Consider the following 15,410-nt stretch of genomic DNA (forward strand, 5'->3'; position numbering starts at 1 on the left):
TCGGTACTGCTTATTGGCTGATTATCCCGTGTCCTGTCCACGACAAAGCGTGGAAAAGACGCGGATAATCATGCTACCTCTGGCGTTAGGCGAAGATATCCACTGCGCCATTGCCGCGCGCGGCGGCCTGAAGCGAGGCCGGCGCCGCTAACGCTATGTCATCTTCAGCGCCAAACGCGTCCGTGTGTTGGGCGCGGGAAGACTGTTGTTGCGACGAAGACTGCTGCTGTCCGGCAAAGCTTTCGCTACTGATACTGCTTTGTCCCAACTGAATGCCGCTTTCCGCCAACTGGGTGCGCAACATGGGCAGGGCGGCTTCCAGCGCGGCGCGGACATGGCTGTGCGGCGATACCATCTGGAGCTGCGCCTGATTGTCATCCAGCTTGAGCGAAATATGCACCTGACCTAACTCTTCCGGATGCAATCGAAGCTGCGCGCTTTGCTGTCCCTGACGCGTAAATAACATGACCTGCTGACTGAACGTTTGCTGCCATTCATGGCTGCCTAACGGCGCGCTGAGTACCGGGGCTGAGGCGACAGGTAGCGGTTGCGGTTGCGCCGTGGCGCTGCTGAGCGTCGGCATTGCCGCGCCATGCGTTACTGGCGCGGGCGGGCTATCCACCTCCACTTTCGCGCTGGTCGCGGCGGCAGCGACTACCAGCGGCGTCAGTGCTGGCCCCGTGGCGCGATCGTCGCTGGCGCGCGCAAGCGACGCCTCGGTTTTCCCTTTTTCATGCTCGCTAAAAGAGAGCGTATGTGTCTCTTCCTGCGGCGCCGATGGCATGTCGCCGCGTAACAGTGACGGCAAGGCGATGTGATTTTCAGCCGGCGTTTCTCCGGCGACAGGCGTCGCGACAGGTTGTCCGGGCAGCATGGCGAATAAGGCGCTCAGACTGGCAAGATCCTCATCGCTCAGCGCGGGCGTTTTCTCATCATGCTGCGCCGTCTTACTCAGTGCGGCCAGAGCGCTGGTTTTCAACGATGGCGTTAGCGTAGACAGTAGATGCTGCGCTTGTGTCAGATCGGTAAGCGTTTCATCCGTCGCATTCGCTTTTTGCGCCAGCAGGTCGGCAAGCTTCACCGCCTGGACTGGCTCGCCATGTTGGGTCAGTAGCTCTTTCGATAACTTGCCGCCTGCCGCCTGTAAATCGGCCAGCGTGATGCGGGCGTCTTTGCCCTGTGCGCCGTCTGCGCCTAACGCGCCCGCCAGGAGCGCCAGAAAGTCCTCGGCTGAACCGGTGGTTTTTCCTGACGTCAGACCCGCGGTCATGTCGGTATCGGTGGTGATCAGTTGGGGCAGGGTGATCATTCGGGTTTCCTCATTGCTGCACGCTGAGCAAATTCATCCATCTTTTTCTGATCCATGCGGTTTTCAGCTAACAGCGCTGCCGCGGTTTGTCGGTCCTGTAAGGTTTGCCAGGCCTGAAGTCGCTGCTTTTTCTCACGCCAGCTCTTCAGCGCCAGGTCGACTTTTTGCGTCCACTGCGTAAGCTGGAGGCGATGCTGCTCTATCGCCTTTTCCAGTGTCTGAATAAACTGCTGATAGTTGATCCAGCGATTACTGGCGATGCCGTTGCCCATATCGGTGTTCAAATTACTGCGATACTCATTCTGATAATCGATCAGCATTTTGAGCTGTTCTTCCGCCTGTTGGCAGCCGCGACGCATTTCGCCCAGTAAACGCGCCGCGTCATCTACCTCTTTTTCGGCCAGATCTTTGAGTGTTTCCAGAGCGCCATGTTGTGCCATGATCGTCGCCCTCCTGCTTTATCACACCGTCGGGAAAATTAAATCGAGCGCCTGCAGAGAGTCTTCCCAGTCGGCCCGTTCAAAAATGCCTTGCTGTAAAAACGCTTCCAGTTGCGGCCATAAGGTAATGGCTTTATCGAGCATCGGATCGCTGCCTTTGGCATAGGCGCCGACGCTGACCAGATCGCGGTTACGCTGGAAACTGGAAAGCAACTGTTTAAATAGCCGTACCCGCGCATAGTGCTGCTCGGTAATGAGCGCGGTCATCGCCCGGCTGATTGACGCCTCGATATCAATGGCCGGATAGTGCCCGGCCTCCGCCAGACGGCGGGACAAGACAATGTGCCCGTCGAGGATTGCGCGTGCCGAGTCGGCAATGGGATCTTGTTGGTCGTCCCCCTCGGTCAACACGGTATAAAACGCGGTGATAGAGCCGCCGCCATGGATGCCATTACCGGCACGCTCGACCAGCGCCGGCAGCTTTGCGAACACTGAGGGCGGATAACCTTTGGTGGCTGGCGGTTCGCCGATTGCCAGCGCAATTTCACGCTGCGCCATCGCATAGCGCGTCAGCGAATCCATAATCAGCAACACATGCTGTCCGCGATCGCGAAAGTCTTCGGCGATGCGGGTGGCATAGGCGGCGCCCTGCATTCGCAGCAGCGGCGAAACATCAGCCGGGGCGGCAATCACCACCGAACGCGCGCGACCGTCGGGGCCGAGAATATTTTCGATAAAATCTTTAACTTCGCGGCCACGTTCGCCGATAAGTCCCACGACAATCACGTCCGCCCGCGTGTAGCGCGCCATCATGCCAAGCAGAACCGACTTACCGACGCCGGAACCGGCAAAGAGTCCCATACGCTGACCGCGCCCTACGGTTAACAACGCGTTGATAGCGCGTACGCCGGTATCCAGCACATGTTCGATTGGCGTTCGCTGTAGCGGGTTAAACGGCGGCGTGATTAACGCGCCGGTTTCCAGCGTATCCGGCGCAGGCAGTCCGTCGAGCGGTTTACCGCCGCCATCCAGCACCCGACCAAGCAGGGCCGGGCCGAGCGGTAGCTGTTTGCCGCTTTGCAGACCGTCGCCATGCCCGTTACGGGCGTAAACGCGGGCACCGGGCAGAATGCCTTCGACCTCTTCCAGCGGCATTAAAAACAGACGCTGGCCGTTAAAACCGACGACTTCCGATTCCACCTCTTTGGTTTCAGGGCCGTCCTGGCGCTCAATAATGCAGGTGGCGCCCAGCGGAAGCTGGAGACCGGTGGCCTCCAGTACCAGGCCAGTGGCGCGGGTTAAACGTCCATAACGACGCACCGCCGGCAATAACGCCATTTTGGCTTCAAAGTTGTCGAGCGCGGTAAGCCAGCGGGTCAGGCGCGTGGTCATCAGAGCACTCCCGGCGCCGCCAGGCGACACAACTCTTGCCAGCGAGTAGCGACGCTGGCGTCCAGATCGCCCTCATCGGCAGAGACTTTACACCCGCCGTGATGCAACGTTGGGTCCCCGCGCAACCGCCATCCGTGAAGACTGAGCGTGGCGCCCAGCATCTCTTCCACCCGCTGTAAGTCGTCCGGATGCACGCGCAACTGCGGCTTGCCGCTAAAGAGCGGCTCTTGCTGCAACAGTTGTTGGATCTGTTTAATCAGCGCCGAGTTGTCCACCGCCGGCGTTTGGCCGATGACCTGACGCGCAGCCTCCAGGGCCATTTGCATCAGCCGTGAGGCGATAACGCTATCGAGCGCGTCAAGTGTGTTCTGAAACTCGCTCACTAACTGCTGCATACGGGCATGAATCGGCGCCTGCTGCGTCTGCGCCTGGGCTTGTCCTTGCTCCAGCCCCTGCGCTAACCCTTCCTGGTATCCCTGCGCGTGTCCTTTTTGCCGTCCCTCCGCCAGCCCGGCGTTATAACCTTGTTCATGGGCCTGTATTTTTAGCTGCGCCAGCTCCTGCTCCAGCTGCTGTTCGGCAGTGAGTTCGGGCTCCGGCGTATCGTCTGTCAAGGTCACGTTATCAGCCTCAACCGGCACAAACGTCTCCGGCGGCGGGGCGAGATCGTCGGGGGTCCAGACTTGCCACGACAATTCATTAGACATAGGTATCCTCGCCGCTGCCAATCACCATTTCGCCGGTTTCCGCCAGACGACGCACAATAAGCAGAATCGCTTTCTGCTCGTTTTCCACCTGAGACAGACGAACCGGGCCACGGTTGGCAAGGTCGTCGCGCAGGATATCGGCGGCGCGCTGGGACATATTGCGCAGGAACTTCTCGCGTAATGGCGGTTCGGCGCCTTTCAGAGCGATCAGCAGCGATTCGGAATCCACTTCCTGCAACAGACGCTGGATACTGCGATCGTCCACATCCACCAGATTTTCGAACAGGAACATCTCGTCGATGATTTTCTGCGCCAGTTCGCCGTCGAATTCGCGCACAGCGGTAATAACCGCTTCTTCCTGCTGCGTTTTCATCAGGTTGATAATTTCCGCCGCGGTTCTTACGCCGCCCATTTTACTGCGTTTCAGGTTCTGACCGTCGAGCAGGCCATTCAGCACTTCGGTCAATTCCGCCAGCGCCGCCGGCTGTACGCCGCCAAATGTCGCGATACGCAGCATCACATCATGACGCAGACGCTCGTCAAACAGCGCCAGAATATCGGCGGCCTGACTGCGTTTGAGGTGGACCAGAATGGTGGCGATAATCTGCGGGTGTTCGTCGCGAATCAGGTCGGCGGCACTCTGCGGTTCCATAAAGTTGAGCGTTTCGATACCGCTGGTGGTATCGCGCGTTTCCAGAATATCTTCCAGCAGGCTGGAGGCGCGTTCTTCGCCCAGCGCTTTAACCAGTACGGAGCGCAGGTATTCGTTGGCGTTGATATTCAGCGCGGCGAACTGCTCCGCTTCTTGCTCAAACTCTGATAGTACGTCCGTCAGTTGTTTGTTGGAGATCTGACGCACGTTAGCCATCGCCGTACTTAACGCCTGTACTTCGCGGGTGGAGAGGTGTTTAAACACCTCTGCCGCCCGGTCTTCGCCAATGGTCATCAACAAAATGACGCTTTTATCGGTACCGCTAAGATTACTCATGATCGTTACTCATCCACTGGCGAATGACCAGCGCCACCACGCGCGGATCGTTGTCTGACATTTCGCGAATACGCTGGCTCATCACCTCAGCGCCCAGACGCTGGTTAGCCCGGCGTTGCTGGAGCTGCTCGTCTTTGCTAAGGCGTACTTCCACGGCTTCTTCGGTTTCCTGGCGAACCTGCGCCTGTTCCTGCGCCGCTTTCGCTTCTTCAACGCGGCGCGTCAACTGCGGACGTACCGCTTTGCGCCACAGAATCCAGGCCACCACCAGCACCAGCAACCAGCGACCTGCCGCGAGCAACTGATCGATAAAGGACTGCTGTTGCCAGAAGGGCAGTTCGCCGCCGGTGTTATCCACTGCGCTAAACGGTGAATTCACCACATTTAGCGTATCGCCGCGTTTATCAGAAAAACCCATCGCTTCACGGGTTAGATCCTCGATCTGTTTCATTTGATCGGCGGTTAATGGCAGCGGTTTGCCATCCGCCAGCGTTTTGTAATTCACCACGACGGCCACGGAGAGACGCTCAATATCGCCCACATTCATTTTGGTGTGACGAATGGTGCGGTCCACTTCGTAGTTACTGGTTTCATTACGCTGTGTACTGCGCGGGCCAGCACTGTTACTGTTGGTACTGGTGCTGGTTTGTGGCGTATTCTGCGCGTTTTGTTGATTGGTCGGCGGCGTGGCGATCGGCGCCTCGTTAGGCGGCGCTGGTTGGTTCGACAGCGCGCCAGGCACGCCGCCGGGATAGCCCGCGCCTACCTGTTCGCTAATATTCAACTGACGTGAACGCAGGGTGGCCTTCGACGCATCGCCGTTCGGGCTGTAGTGCTCTTCCGTCTGCTCTTTATTGGCAAAATCCAACTGGGCGGTTACCTGAGCGTGAACATTACCGTTCCCGACGATAGGCGACAGAATGGCTTCGATACGGCGTTGGATGCGGCTTTCCACATCATTAGCAAATTTTAATTGCGCGTCATTAAGGTCGCGACCGCTGGTATTGGATTGCGTGAGCAGATGACCGGATTGATCGACCAGAGTGACGTTTCCTGGCGGCAAACCGGCGACAGCGCTGGAAACCAGATGTACCACGGCGCTAATTTGTCCTTCATCCAGCGCCCGACCCGGTTCCAGTGTGACGGTGACGGAGGCGGAAGGGGATTTTTGTTCCCGCACAAATAGCGACGGCTTTGGCATCGCCAGGTGAACGCGGGCGCTTTTTACCGGACCCAGCGTCTCGATCGTCCGGGCCAGTTCACCTTCCAGTGCGCGCTGATAATTCACCTGCTCGCTGAACTGACTGATACCGAATTTTTCCTGATCAAGCAGTTCAAAGCCTACCGCGCCGCCTTTAGGCAGCCCCTGCTGCGCCAGACGCAGACGCAGTTCATGCACTTTGTCGGCGGGCACTTCAATCGCGCCGCTGCCATTGGCAAAGCGATAGGGGATATTCATCTGGGTCAACTGCGCGACGATCGCGCCGCCGTCCTGATCGGAAAGGTTGCTAAATAGCGTGCGGTAATCGGGCGTTTTGGCCCACAGCACCATCGCAACGACGATCGCCACGGCAGCGGAACCCGCCACAATTAACGGAATTCGGGGATTCGCGCGTAGGCGATTAAGCCACTCGAGAGGTTTAGGTTGGGTTGCAGTCGATGCAGTCGCACTCATCTCGCACCTCGTGACTGATCGTGGACGGCGTTTTTTGCAAAGTGGAACAAGACTCACTCCCGGGTCAGCAAACTCGAAAAATTGACGGTCTCATTATTTGTGGTTTCGAATTTTTCTATGCGCTAAAAACCGAGGTTTTTTATCGTTATTTAACGCCTTTATCTTATTGACAAACTGGTAATCTCTGCTGCGTAAAAAATCATCCAGGGGAATAGCATGGCAGCAATACAGGGGATTGAAGGGGTTATTAGCCAGTTACAGGCGACGGCGATGGCCGCAAGCGGGCAAGAAACACACTCGCAGTCGACGGTGAGTTTTGCCGGCCAGCTACATGCTGCGCTGGATCGTATTAGCGACAGACAAGCGGCGGCGCGCGTTCAGGCGGAAAAATTCACTCTGGGTGAGCCGGGCATTGCGCTTAATGACGTGATGGCCGATATGCAAAAAGCGTCCGTCTCCATGCAAATGGGGATTCAGGTGCGCAACAAGCTGGTCGCCGCGTATCAGGAAGTCATGTCCATGCAGGTTTAAGCCAGGGCTGACAACACATCCGCAGCGAACTCCCGGGCGCTTACCTAAGTCAGCGGCGGGGGACGCGACGCCCATGCAACCAGTGCGTGATTATGTGGGCTTGTTTTTTGCGAGGCGCGCTCATTTTATTGATAAGCGGGTTGCACATTGTTGCAGGGACTTATTAAAAATAGGGTACGCCTGTTTACTGACGCCATTCATTCCTACTATTCGTTCTGACGCTATTGTCATTGAGTTTGCAATCCAGAATGTTCCTGCAATATATGCGCCGTTGCGATAATACACGGTAAATTCTTTATTAATGCCTGGAATATCTGTTTCATGGAGATCCAGTATATACCCATACGGGGACAGATTATCAGCGAGACAGCGGGCAATGGCGCTCGGATGTGCATTGACCACTGTGACGGGTGAGTAACGGGCAGCGGCAAGACAGACGACTCCAATAATGGAGATGAAAATAATTTTTATCATTTTTTTGGCTTCTGCTGTGCATAAATAAATCATCACCTGATAATGTCAGTGAGTAAAAATATAAATACCTGATAGTCTTTTATGACGTAGAGGGAAAATAATAATTATTTTATGTTTTGCTTAAAATAGTCATGGGTTTTTCATCGGCTCAAACAAAATTAAAACGGTATACGTTATATAATAGATTTATGCCACGGCGCACAAGACGACCTTGTCTGATTTCTTTTATGCGTTTTAGATTTTTGCCGGTTATGCCGTAAAAGGTCTCCCGCCGTAACGTACAGCGGGAGTATGCGCTTATTTTTGAATCAGATAACGAATTGTCGGGCCATCCTGTTGGATATCCAGCACCGTATAACCGTGATTGCGCGCATCCAGTGGAATATTATTAATGGACTGCGGACAGTCGCTCACCACTTCCAGGATCTCCCCTTTTTTTAGCTGCGGCATCGCTTCCAGAGTGGCGACCGCCGGGTACGGGCAAGGTTCGCCAACCATATCCAGACGGTAATCAGGGACGATATTTTTCATACAGATTCCTTAGCAGGCGTCAGCCCCGCACGGCGGAAAAAACGTTTTTCCCAGCCGATAATTAACATCAGCGCGGTAAATAACAACAGGTAGGTGACCAGCAGACCGCCCAGCGGACCAAAGGTATTCAGCAGGTTAACTTTATCCCAACTGGTCGCCAGCGCGGGCGCGAAATCATCCCAGTAGTAAGCCAGGATGGTCGAACCGATGACATTGCCGAGGCCCACCCACCAGTAATGCACCTGGCCTTCTACGGCGCGGTACATCCAGCCGGTTTCGCAGCCGCCCGCCAGCACGATGCCAAAACCGAACAGCAGTCCGCCAATGACCGCATTCGGGCCAGCCCACATAATTTTAGGTGCAACGCCCAACTGCACGTAGCTGAAAATACCAATGGCGCTGACCGCCATGCCGAAAATAATCGCTTTCGCCATATGGGCGCGTCCGGAGATCCACAGATCGCGAAAGGCCGAAGTAAAGCAGATTTGCGCGCGCTCGATCAGCAGCCCAAACCCGACGCCGAACAGCATCGCCAGCCCCAGTTTCGGCTGATGCATTGCCGTTAATAACGCCCAGCCAATCATGCCGATAAAGACCAGCATACCGAGCCTGAAACGCCGTCTTGCCTGATCCGGTTTCTGCGTCAGTGGCGAAGCCGCGGAGACCTTCTGCATTTTCACCGGTATGCGAAATATCGGCAGCAACGTAAAGCGGGCGCCGAACCAGGAGCCGATAGCGGTCGCCAGCGCAAAGAACCACGCGTGTAGGGAGAACTGCGGGATCCCGGTAAAAAAGGCGGCCAGGTTACACCCCATCGCCAGACGCGCGCCGAAGCCAGCGATAATGCCTCCGGCCACCGCCTGTACGATACGGATTCGGCTGCGCGGCATACGCAGTTTTACGTTGTTGGCCCACAGCGCCGCGGCGAAACAGCCGCCGAACATGCCGAGGATCATCATGCCGTCGATACGCGTCAGCGGCGTACCTTCCAGATGAATCAGCTTGTAGTAGCCCCACTGTTCGGCATGAACGCCAAAAAGCTGCAAAATTTGCCCGCCCCAGCGGGTAAATTCGCCCGTCACGGCCCAAAACGTGCCGGTGATGCCAAAATAGTAGGTAGAGAGAATACCGGCTGCGATCACCGCAGGGGCCGGCGCCCAGAATTTAATTAACCAGGTTTGCTTGAAGTGTTGCCATGACATGTGTTTAGCCTCTGAACTCAGAAGGTGTGAAACAAGAAGTGCGCATACTACACCGATCACAGAATTTGCCTACACCTAATAAGCGGTAATACCGACTGGATCAAATTGCGGCCAGCGCCTGGAAAGGCTGGCGGCGTCAGGGCTTTAATGCCACAATTCCTCTTTCTTCTGATGCAGGATGAATGATGAAAAAAGTAGCGATCGTTGGCGCATTGCTGGTTCTGGCCGGATGCGCCGAGGTGGAAAACTATAATGATGTGGTTAAAACGCCCGCGCCGGCCGGTCTGGAAGGGTACTGGCAGTCAAAAGGCCCGCAACGTAAGCTGGTGAGCCCTGAAGCTATCGCCAGCCTGGTGGTGACTAAAGAAGGCGATACGCTGGACTGCCGCCAGTGGCAGCGCGTTATTGCTCTGCCGGGCAAGCTGACCATGCTCTCCGATGACTTAACCAATGTTACGGTTAAGCGTGAGCTCTATGAGATTGAGCGCGACGGGAATACCCTGGAATATGATGGCATGACGCTGCAACGGGTCGCTCGTCCGACGCCGGAGTGCGCCGCCGCGTTAGAAAAAACGCCGCTGCCGACGCCGCTGCCGTAATTTCGCTTCCCGGCAGCGCTCTGCCGCCGGGAACGCTCATCACACGTCCTCAATGACCCACACGCTGACGCTGCCTGCGTTGCAGAAGAACGTCGCTTCGCCTTGATCATTAGTTACAACATGCTCACTGCGGTTTCCCAGAAAATCACGCCAGGTCTTGTTAGCGTAATTGTCGCCGAGCAGGAGGTTTTTTTCACCGTCGTCGCCATTGGAAAGTACAACCACACAGCCTGGATTCTCTTCAGTACCGCTGCGACTAAAGGCGATACAGTTAGGATGATCGAAAAAGAGTGTTTGTATACCGTGCGCAAAACTCTGACGAGCGAGGATCAGCCGATCCAGTTGGTTAATCACCGGCATGTCGACCCGACAGGTCTCGCCATTTTCGCCGCTATCCTCATAGCTGGCGCCGTATAAATCGGGATAAAACACCGACGGCACGCCGTTTTCACGAAGCAGGATCAGCGCATAGGCCAATGGTTTGAACCAGGGTTCTACCGGCGCTTCCAGCGCCTGTAACGGTTGTGTATCGTGGTTAGCGACCAGCGTCACCGCATGAAAAGGGTCGGCTTCTACCAGCGTGCCGGTGAAAATGTGGCGCATGTCATACTCCGCGCCCTGGCGCGAGGCCTCGTGAAATTTCATCTGCAACGGCGCGTCGAACAGCATGGTTTTCCCGTCGACCTGATCGATGTACGTTTTCAGTTTATCCACTTCATGCGACCAGTATTCTGCGACAATAAACAGCGGTTTTGGTGCAACCGCCTGTACATGCTCAATCCATTCTTTATAAAACCAGGCGGGTATATGTTTTACCGCGTCCAGGCGAAAGCCGTCACAGTGGGTTTGTTCCATGACCCAACGAGCCCAATATTTAATCTCTTCCGTAACCGCGTGATTGCGAAAATCGATATTTTCCCCCATCAGATAGTCGAAATTACCCAGCTCATCATCAACCTGATCGTTCCAGCCATCGCCGGTATAGTCATTGACGATCTTAAAAATGCCGTCTTCGTCGGGATTCTCGATGTGATCAATGCCGCTGAAACAGTGATAGTCCCAAATAAAGTTGGAATACTGGCCCGCGCGGGCAGGGAAGGTGTAGCGCGTCCAGCCTTCGCATTCAATGATGTTGTCATCGATTTGCGTGCGGTCATCCTGATTCACGCGCTGAACGCGAATACGTTCTTTTTCGTCTGCGCCCATTTTGTGGTTCACGACGACGTCGAGCAGCACCGCAATATTATTTTTTTTGAGCGCGTCTATCGCCGTCAGTAACTGGCGTTTATCGCCGTACTTTGTCGCGATAGTTCCTTTTTGGTCAAATTCGCCGAGGTCAAACAGGTCGTAGCTATCATAGCCTACGGAATAGCCGCCGGAGGCGCCTTTACAGGCGGGCGGTAGCCAGACCATATTGATACCGATATCATTCAGCCCATCAGCACGTTCCGCCAGCTCAGACCAGAGTTTACCGCCGTCGGGATAATACCAGTGGAAGTACTGCAATAACGTGGGGTTTTTCATCTTCCGTGCTCCAGAAGTCGTTTAGCCGACCTCTGGAGTATGGAAGAATTTTCATACGAGACGGGAAAATATTATGAGGCGCCAGGCGCATCTGGCACGAGTAACATACCGGAAAGACGCCCATAAGCGTTGTTGAGTGATTTTTGGCGGGTGGATTGTCCGATCAAACTACTCAGTTCATCCAGTCGCTGTTGCAGCAGCCCTTTCAGGAGCTGCTCATTATCCAGCGTTTGTTTGATGTATCCGGCGACCATATCCTGAATACTTCGCGTAATGCCCGGTGGAGTTTGCTTTTCCATCACCGTTTCAATACTTTGCAGATAGGAGACCTCTTGTTGCAGTAAGAGATCCCATTCACCTCGCTGCGCAAGTTCAAGCAGCGATTGACTGAGCAGCGCAATACGCTGCCAACGGTTGATAAACTCCACGGTTGAGGTCATTAACGAGACTCCTGGAAAGATGCTTTCGGTGAAATCTGTTTCCAGGCTTCTGCAATATTGCTGAGTAACCCTTCCACTTCTTCGATGGCCTGAGCGTCGTTACGCAAATTAGCCTGCAGTAAACGGCGAATCATATAGTCGTATAGCTCGGAAAGATTCGTCGCAATCTCACCGCCTTTTTCCTGATCGAGGCCGGCTTTCAGCCCGTTATCGATAATATTGATGGCTTTGCTTAACGCTTCACCTTTCGCGACAACATCGCCTTGTTCTAAAAACAGGCGAGCGCGCACCAGAGCGCTATTCGCGCCATCAAACAACATTTCAATCAACTGATGCGGGCTGGCGCTCATCACGGCGCTTTCCACGCTGACTTGCGCATAAGCTTTGATACCGCTCGCGGTGTACATGGTGACCTCTGTTATCAGGACTTGTTCATAGCTGTAAATTGCTGGGTCAAATAACTACTGGTGTTATTCAGCTTACTCATCATGGTATCCAGTTGGGTAAACTGGGCCTTGTAACGGGCAACGGTTTCATCGATGCTGTTGCTAACGGACAGGTACTGTTTTGTCAGGCTTTTCAGCGTGGCGTTAACGTTGTCCTGCGCATTATCAATAATGCCGTCATCCGCCAGATAACTTTTCACTTCGGTGGCAATTTTGGTGGTGATCCCCGTTTCTTTACCATCGCCTACCAACAGCTCACGCGCTGCGGCTGTGTTATCTTTCAGTACTTTGGTCAGCTTATCATCATCAATCTTCAGTTTGCCGGAAGTCCCATCCTGGGTGATGCCAATTTCCGCCATTGTTTTGAACGCAGAATTACTGCCGCTATTGGCAAATTGTGCCCGAATCCCGGTCTGGATAGTACGAACCACACTATCGCCTAACAGCGCGCCGTTTTTATCGCTGGCTTCTTCGCCCGGCTCAACGGCGGTATATTTGGTTAACGAGCTAAAGGTATCCACTAGCGAGTTATAGGCATCCACCCAGGATTTAATCGCCTCTTTCGCCTTGGTATCATCTTTCGTTACCGTCACGGTCGCGTCGGTCACTTTCTTCGTCAGGGTGAGCGTAATTCCCTGAGGGGCGTCGGTTACGGTATTGCTCTGACGCTCAATGTCGATGCCGTTTACGTTCAGCTTCGCGTTTTCTGCTTTCACCAGCTCTTGCATATTGCCGGTATTGGTGGTGCTGTCATAAGCGAGTAAATCGTTAAGTTTTGTATCGCCTTCCACCGTGATCTTCATCGTATTGTCGGTACCGCTATTGGCGGTAAGCACCAACTGGAATTCGTTCTCTTTGACCTTAACGATACTGGCGGCGATACCGCTGTCGGCGTCATTGATGGCGTCACGGATCGCCTCCATGGAGGTGTCGCCTTTATCCAGCTTAATTTCCAGCGGCTCTTTACGTCCCGGCTGTTCAATTTTAATTGTCCGGGACGTGACCGACGTATCGCCCAACTGCTCTTTGGTAGTTGCGAAGGTGGTTTTTGTCGCCAGCGACTGTGCGGCGGCAAGCTGGGTTACGTTAATCTTATAAGTCCCTGCGGCAGCGCCAGCGGTAGTACTGACTTTGAGGTCCTCTGTCGTGCTGGACGCCACGGTAGACTTAAATAAATCCGCTTTATTTAACGCGGTATTTGCCGTCTGGAATTTTTCTAATGCGCTTTTCAATGTGCCATAGGCGGTTAGCTTTGCCGAATTCGCGCTCTGCTGTTTGGTAATTGGCGTTAAGCGTCCTTTTTCGTTTTTTGTCAGGTCTGTCAACAACTGGTCTAACGGTAAGTTTGATCCCACACCTAATGATGAAATTGAAGCCATGCCTTCTTCCTTTTTGATTGCAAACAGTAGTTAAGCGCGTTATCGGCAATCTGGAGGCAAAGTTTAATGATAATTTTGCAAAAATAATGCGCGGAATAATGATGCATAAAGCGGCTATTTCGCCGCCTAAGAAAAAGATCGGGGGAAGTGAAAAATTTTCTAAAGTTCGAAATTCAGGTGCCGATACAAGGGTTACGGTGAGAAACCGTGGGCAACAGCCCAATAACATCAAGTTGTAATTGATAAGGAAAAGATCATGGCACAAGTCATTAATACAAACAGCCTGTCGCTGTTGACCCAGAATAACCTGAACAAATCCCAGTCCGCTCTGGGTACCGCTATCGAGCGTCTGTCTTCCGGTCTGCGTATCAACAGCGCGAAAGACGATGCGGCAGGTCAGGCGATTGCTAACCGTTTCACCGCGAACATCAAAGGCCTGACTCAGGCTTCCCGTAACGCTAACGACGGTATCTCCATTGCGCAGACCACTGAAGGCGCGCTGAACGAAATCAACAACAACCTGCAGCGTGTGCGTGAACTGGCGGTTCAGTCTGCTAACAGCACCAACTCCCAGTCTGACCTCGACTCCATCCAGGCTGAAATCACCCAGCGCCTGAACGAAATCGACCGTGTATCCGGTCAGACTCAGTTCAACGGCGTGAAAGTTCTGGCGCAGGACAACACCCTGACCATCCAGGTTGGTGCCAACGACGGTGAAACCATCGATATCGATCTGAAGCAGATCAACTCTCAGACCCTGGGTCTGGATACGCTGAATGTGCAGAAAGCGTATGATGTTCAAGCTACAGTTGAAAACAGTGTCAAACTGGATACTAGTGCTCTTACTGCCGATGCAATTAAAGGTGGCGTAACAGGTGCGACAACAGCTGGTGCCCTCAAGGACGGTAAAGTTTACTCTAATGGTACAGATTACTATGTAGAAGTAAGCTTTGCTGATGCGACTGACTCAGGTAAAAATGGTTTCCTTAAAGTTGACGTTAATACAACTACTGGAGCGGTTACAGTTCCTGCAGCAGCAGCAAATACTGTAGCAGCAAAACCAGCAGGTGTGTCTGAAGTTACTGAAGTTCAGGGACTAAATACACCGAGTTCGGCTGTACAAGATCAGTTAACAGCTGCAGGTGTAAGTGCCGCTGATGCTGCTAAATCTGAAGTTGTGAAAATGTCTTACACGGATAAAAACGGTAAGACGATTGATGGCGGCTTCGGTGTTAAAGTTGGAGACGATATTTATGCTGCAACTAAAAATAAAGATGGATCGATCAGCATTAACGCCACTGAATATACCGATAAAGACGGCAACACAAAAACTGCACTGAACCAACTGGGTGGCGTAGACGGTAAAACCGAAGTTGTTACTATCGACGGTAAAACCTACAATGCCAGCAAAGCTGCTGGTCATGATTTCAAAGCACAGCCAGAGCTGGCGGAAGCGGCTGCTACAACCACTGAAAACCCGCTGCAGAAAATTGATGCTGCTTTGGCGCAGGTGGATGCGCTGCGTTCTGACCTGGGTGCGGTTCAGAACCGTTTCAACTCCGCTATCACCAACCTGGGCAATACCGTAAATAACCTGTCTTCTGCCCGTAGCCGTATCGAAGATTCCGACTACGCGACCGAAGTCTCCAACATGTCTCGCGCGCAGATTCTGCAGCAGGCTGGTACTTCCGTTCTGGCGCAGGCGAACCAGGTTCCGCAAAACGTCCTCTCTTTACTGCGTTAATCCGGCGATTGATTCACCGACACGTGGTA

Annotated in this window: 16 protein-coding genes; 3 read left to right on the forward strand and 13 right to left on the reverse strand. The window is 53.9% G+C overall.

Annotated elements, in window-relative coordinates:
- Nucleotides 1-85 precede the first annotated feature (85 nt).
- Genes fliK through fliF form a run of 6 tightly spaced genes read right to left on the reverse strand, consistent with a single transcriptional unit; the run spans nucleotide 86 to nucleotide 6,511 of the window.
- Nucleotides 86-1,309 (reverse strand): flagellar hook length control protein FliK, encoded by a 1,224-nt coding sequence (gene fliK / locus J4617_RS01420; RefSeq protein ID WP_017465544.1) that lies wholly within the window; start codon nucleotides 1,307-1,309, stop codon nucleotides 86-88.
- The gene (fliJ, locus tag J4617_RS01425; protein WP_000046981.1) at nucleotides 1,306-1,749 is read right to left on the reverse strand and encodes a flagellar export protein FliJ; all 444 of its coding nucleotides are present in this window, start codon (nucleotides 1,747-1,749) and stop codon (nucleotides 1,306-1,308) included. The genes fliK and fliJ overlap by 4 nt, the downstream gene beginning before the upstream one ends.
- Nucleotides 1,750-1,770: 21 nt before the next feature.
- Nucleotides 1,771-3,141, reverse strand: coding sequence for a flagellar protein export ATPase FliI (gene fliI / locus J4617_RS01430; protein ID WP_000213257.1), 1,371 nt, complete (start codon nucleotides 3,139-3,141; stop codon nucleotides 1,771-1,773).
- Nucleotides 3,141-3,848 (reverse strand): flagellar assembly protein FliH, encoded by a 708-nt coding sequence (gene fliH, locus J4617_RS01435; protein WP_017465545.1) that lies wholly within the window; start codon nucleotides 3,846-3,848, stop codon nucleotides 3,141-3,143. Before fliH ends, fliI begins: the two co-directional genes overlap by 1 nt.
- Nucleotides 3,841-4,836: a flagellar motor switch protein FliG gene (fliG, locus tag J4617_RS01440; RefSeq protein WP_000067735.1), complete on the reverse strand. Its 996-nt coding sequence runs from the start codon at nucleotides 4,834-4,836 to the stop codon at nucleotides 3,841-3,843. Before fliG ends, fliH begins: the two co-directional genes overlap by 8 nt.
- On the reverse strand, nucleotides 4,829-6,511 hold the full coding sequence (gene fliF, locus J4617_RS01445) for a flagellar basal-body MS-ring/collar protein FliF (protein WP_001276834.1): 1,683 nt from the start codon (nucleotides 6,509-6,511) through the stop codon (nucleotides 4,829-4,831). The genes fliG and fliF overlap by 8 nt, the downstream gene beginning before the upstream one ends.
- Before the next feature lie 216 nt (nucleotides 6,512-6,727).
- On the opposite strand from fliF, the gene fliE reads away from it, so the two are divergent.
- Nucleotides 6,728-7,042, forward strand: coding sequence for a flagellar hook-basal body complex protein FliE (gene fliE, locus J4617_RS01450; RefSeq protein WP_017465546.1), 315 nt, complete (start codon nucleotides 6,728-6,730; stop codon nucleotides 7,040-7,042).
- 120 nt (nucleotides 7,043-7,162) lie between these two features.
- Here the strand turns inward: fliE and J4617_RS01455 are convergent, their stop codons facing one another.
- The 3 genes from J4617_RS01455 to yedE all read right to left on the reverse strand — a co-directional run bounded on the left by J4617_RS01455 (nucleotide 7,163) and on the right by yedE (nucleotide 9,306).
- Nucleotides 7,163-7,549 (reverse strand): hypothetical protein, encoded by a 387-nt coding sequence (locus J4617_RS01455; RefSeq protein ID WP_000639596.1) that lies wholly within the window; start codon nucleotides 7,547-7,549, stop codon nucleotides 7,163-7,165.
- A 264-nt stretch (nucleotides 7,550-7,813) separates the two neighbouring features.
- Nucleotides 7,814-8,047 carry a sulfurtransferase-like selenium metabolism protein YedF gene (gene yedF, locus J4617_RS01460; RefSeq protein WP_000790504.1) on the reverse strand — a complete coding sequence of 78 codons (234 nt, stop codon included), beginning with the start codon at nucleotides 8,045-8,047 and terminating at the stop codon, nucleotides 7,814-7,816.
- Nucleotides 8,044-9,306 (reverse strand): selenium metabolism membrane protein YedE/FdhT, encoded by a 1,263-nt coding sequence (yedE, locus tag J4617_RS01465; protein WP_322958618.1) that lies wholly within the window; start codon nucleotides 9,304-9,306, stop codon nucleotides 8,044-8,046. Before yedE ends, yedF begins: the two co-directional genes overlap by 4 nt.
- Nucleotides 9,307-9,434: 128 nt before the next feature.
- On the opposite strand from yedE, the gene yedD reads away from it, so the two are divergent.
- The gene (gene yedD, locus J4617_RS01470) at nucleotides 9,435-9,848 is read left to right on the forward strand and encodes a lipoprotein YedD (RefSeq protein ID WP_000754694.1); all 414 of its coding nucleotides are present in this window, start codon (nucleotides 9,435-9,437) and stop codon (nucleotides 9,846-9,848) included.
- A 39-nt stretch (nucleotides 9,849-9,887) separates the two neighbouring features.
- Here the strand turns inward: yedD and amyA are convergent, their stop codons facing one another.
- The 4 genes from amyA to fliD all read right to left on the reverse strand — a co-directional run bounded on the left by amyA (nucleotide 9,888) and on the right by fliD (nucleotide 13,637).
- Nucleotides 9,888-11,372, reverse strand: coding sequence for an alpha-amylase (gene amyA, locus J4617_RS01475; protein ID WP_017465547.1), 1,485 nt, complete (start codon nucleotides 11,370-11,372; stop codon nucleotides 9,888-9,890).
- A 71-nt stretch (nucleotides 11,373-11,443) separates the two neighbouring features.
- Nucleotides 11,444-11,812, reverse strand: coding sequence for a flagella biosynthesis regulatory protein FliT (gene fliT, locus J4617_RS01480; RefSeq protein WP_000204899.1), 369 nt, complete (start codon nucleotides 11,810-11,812; stop codon nucleotides 11,444-11,446).
- Nucleotides 11,812-12,219, reverse strand: a complete 408-nt coding sequence (fliS, locus tag J4617_RS01485) for a flagellar export chaperone FliS (protein ID WP_000287764.1) — start codon at nucleotides 12,217-12,219, stop codon at nucleotides 11,812-11,814. The genes fliT and fliS overlap by 1 nt, the downstream gene beginning before the upstream one ends.
- A gap of 14 nt (nucleotides 12,220-12,233) precedes the next feature.
- Nucleotides 12,234-13,637, reverse strand: a complete 1,404-nt coding sequence (gene fliD / locus J4617_RS01490; RefSeq protein ID WP_000146802.1) for a flagellar filament capping protein FliD — start codon at nucleotides 13,635-13,637, stop codon at nucleotides 12,234-12,236.
- Nucleotides 13,638-13,893: 256 nt separating this feature from the next.
- Here fliD and J4617_RS01495 point away from each other — a divergent pair, with 256 nt between their 5' ends.
- Nucleotides 13,894-15,381, forward strand: coding sequence for a FliC/FljB family flagellin (locus tag J4617_RS01495; RefSeq protein WP_017465548.1), 1,488 nt, complete (start codon nucleotides 13,894-13,896; stop codon nucleotides 15,379-15,381).
- The last annotated feature ends 29 nt before the right edge of the window (nucleotides 15,382-15,410 follow it).

This window comes from Salmonella sp. 32010601201800023SM, from assembly GCF_017572235.1.
GTDB classification, from domain to species: Bacteria; Pseudomonadota; Gammaproteobacteria; order Enterobacterales; family Enterobacteriaceae; genus Salmonella; species Salmonella enterica.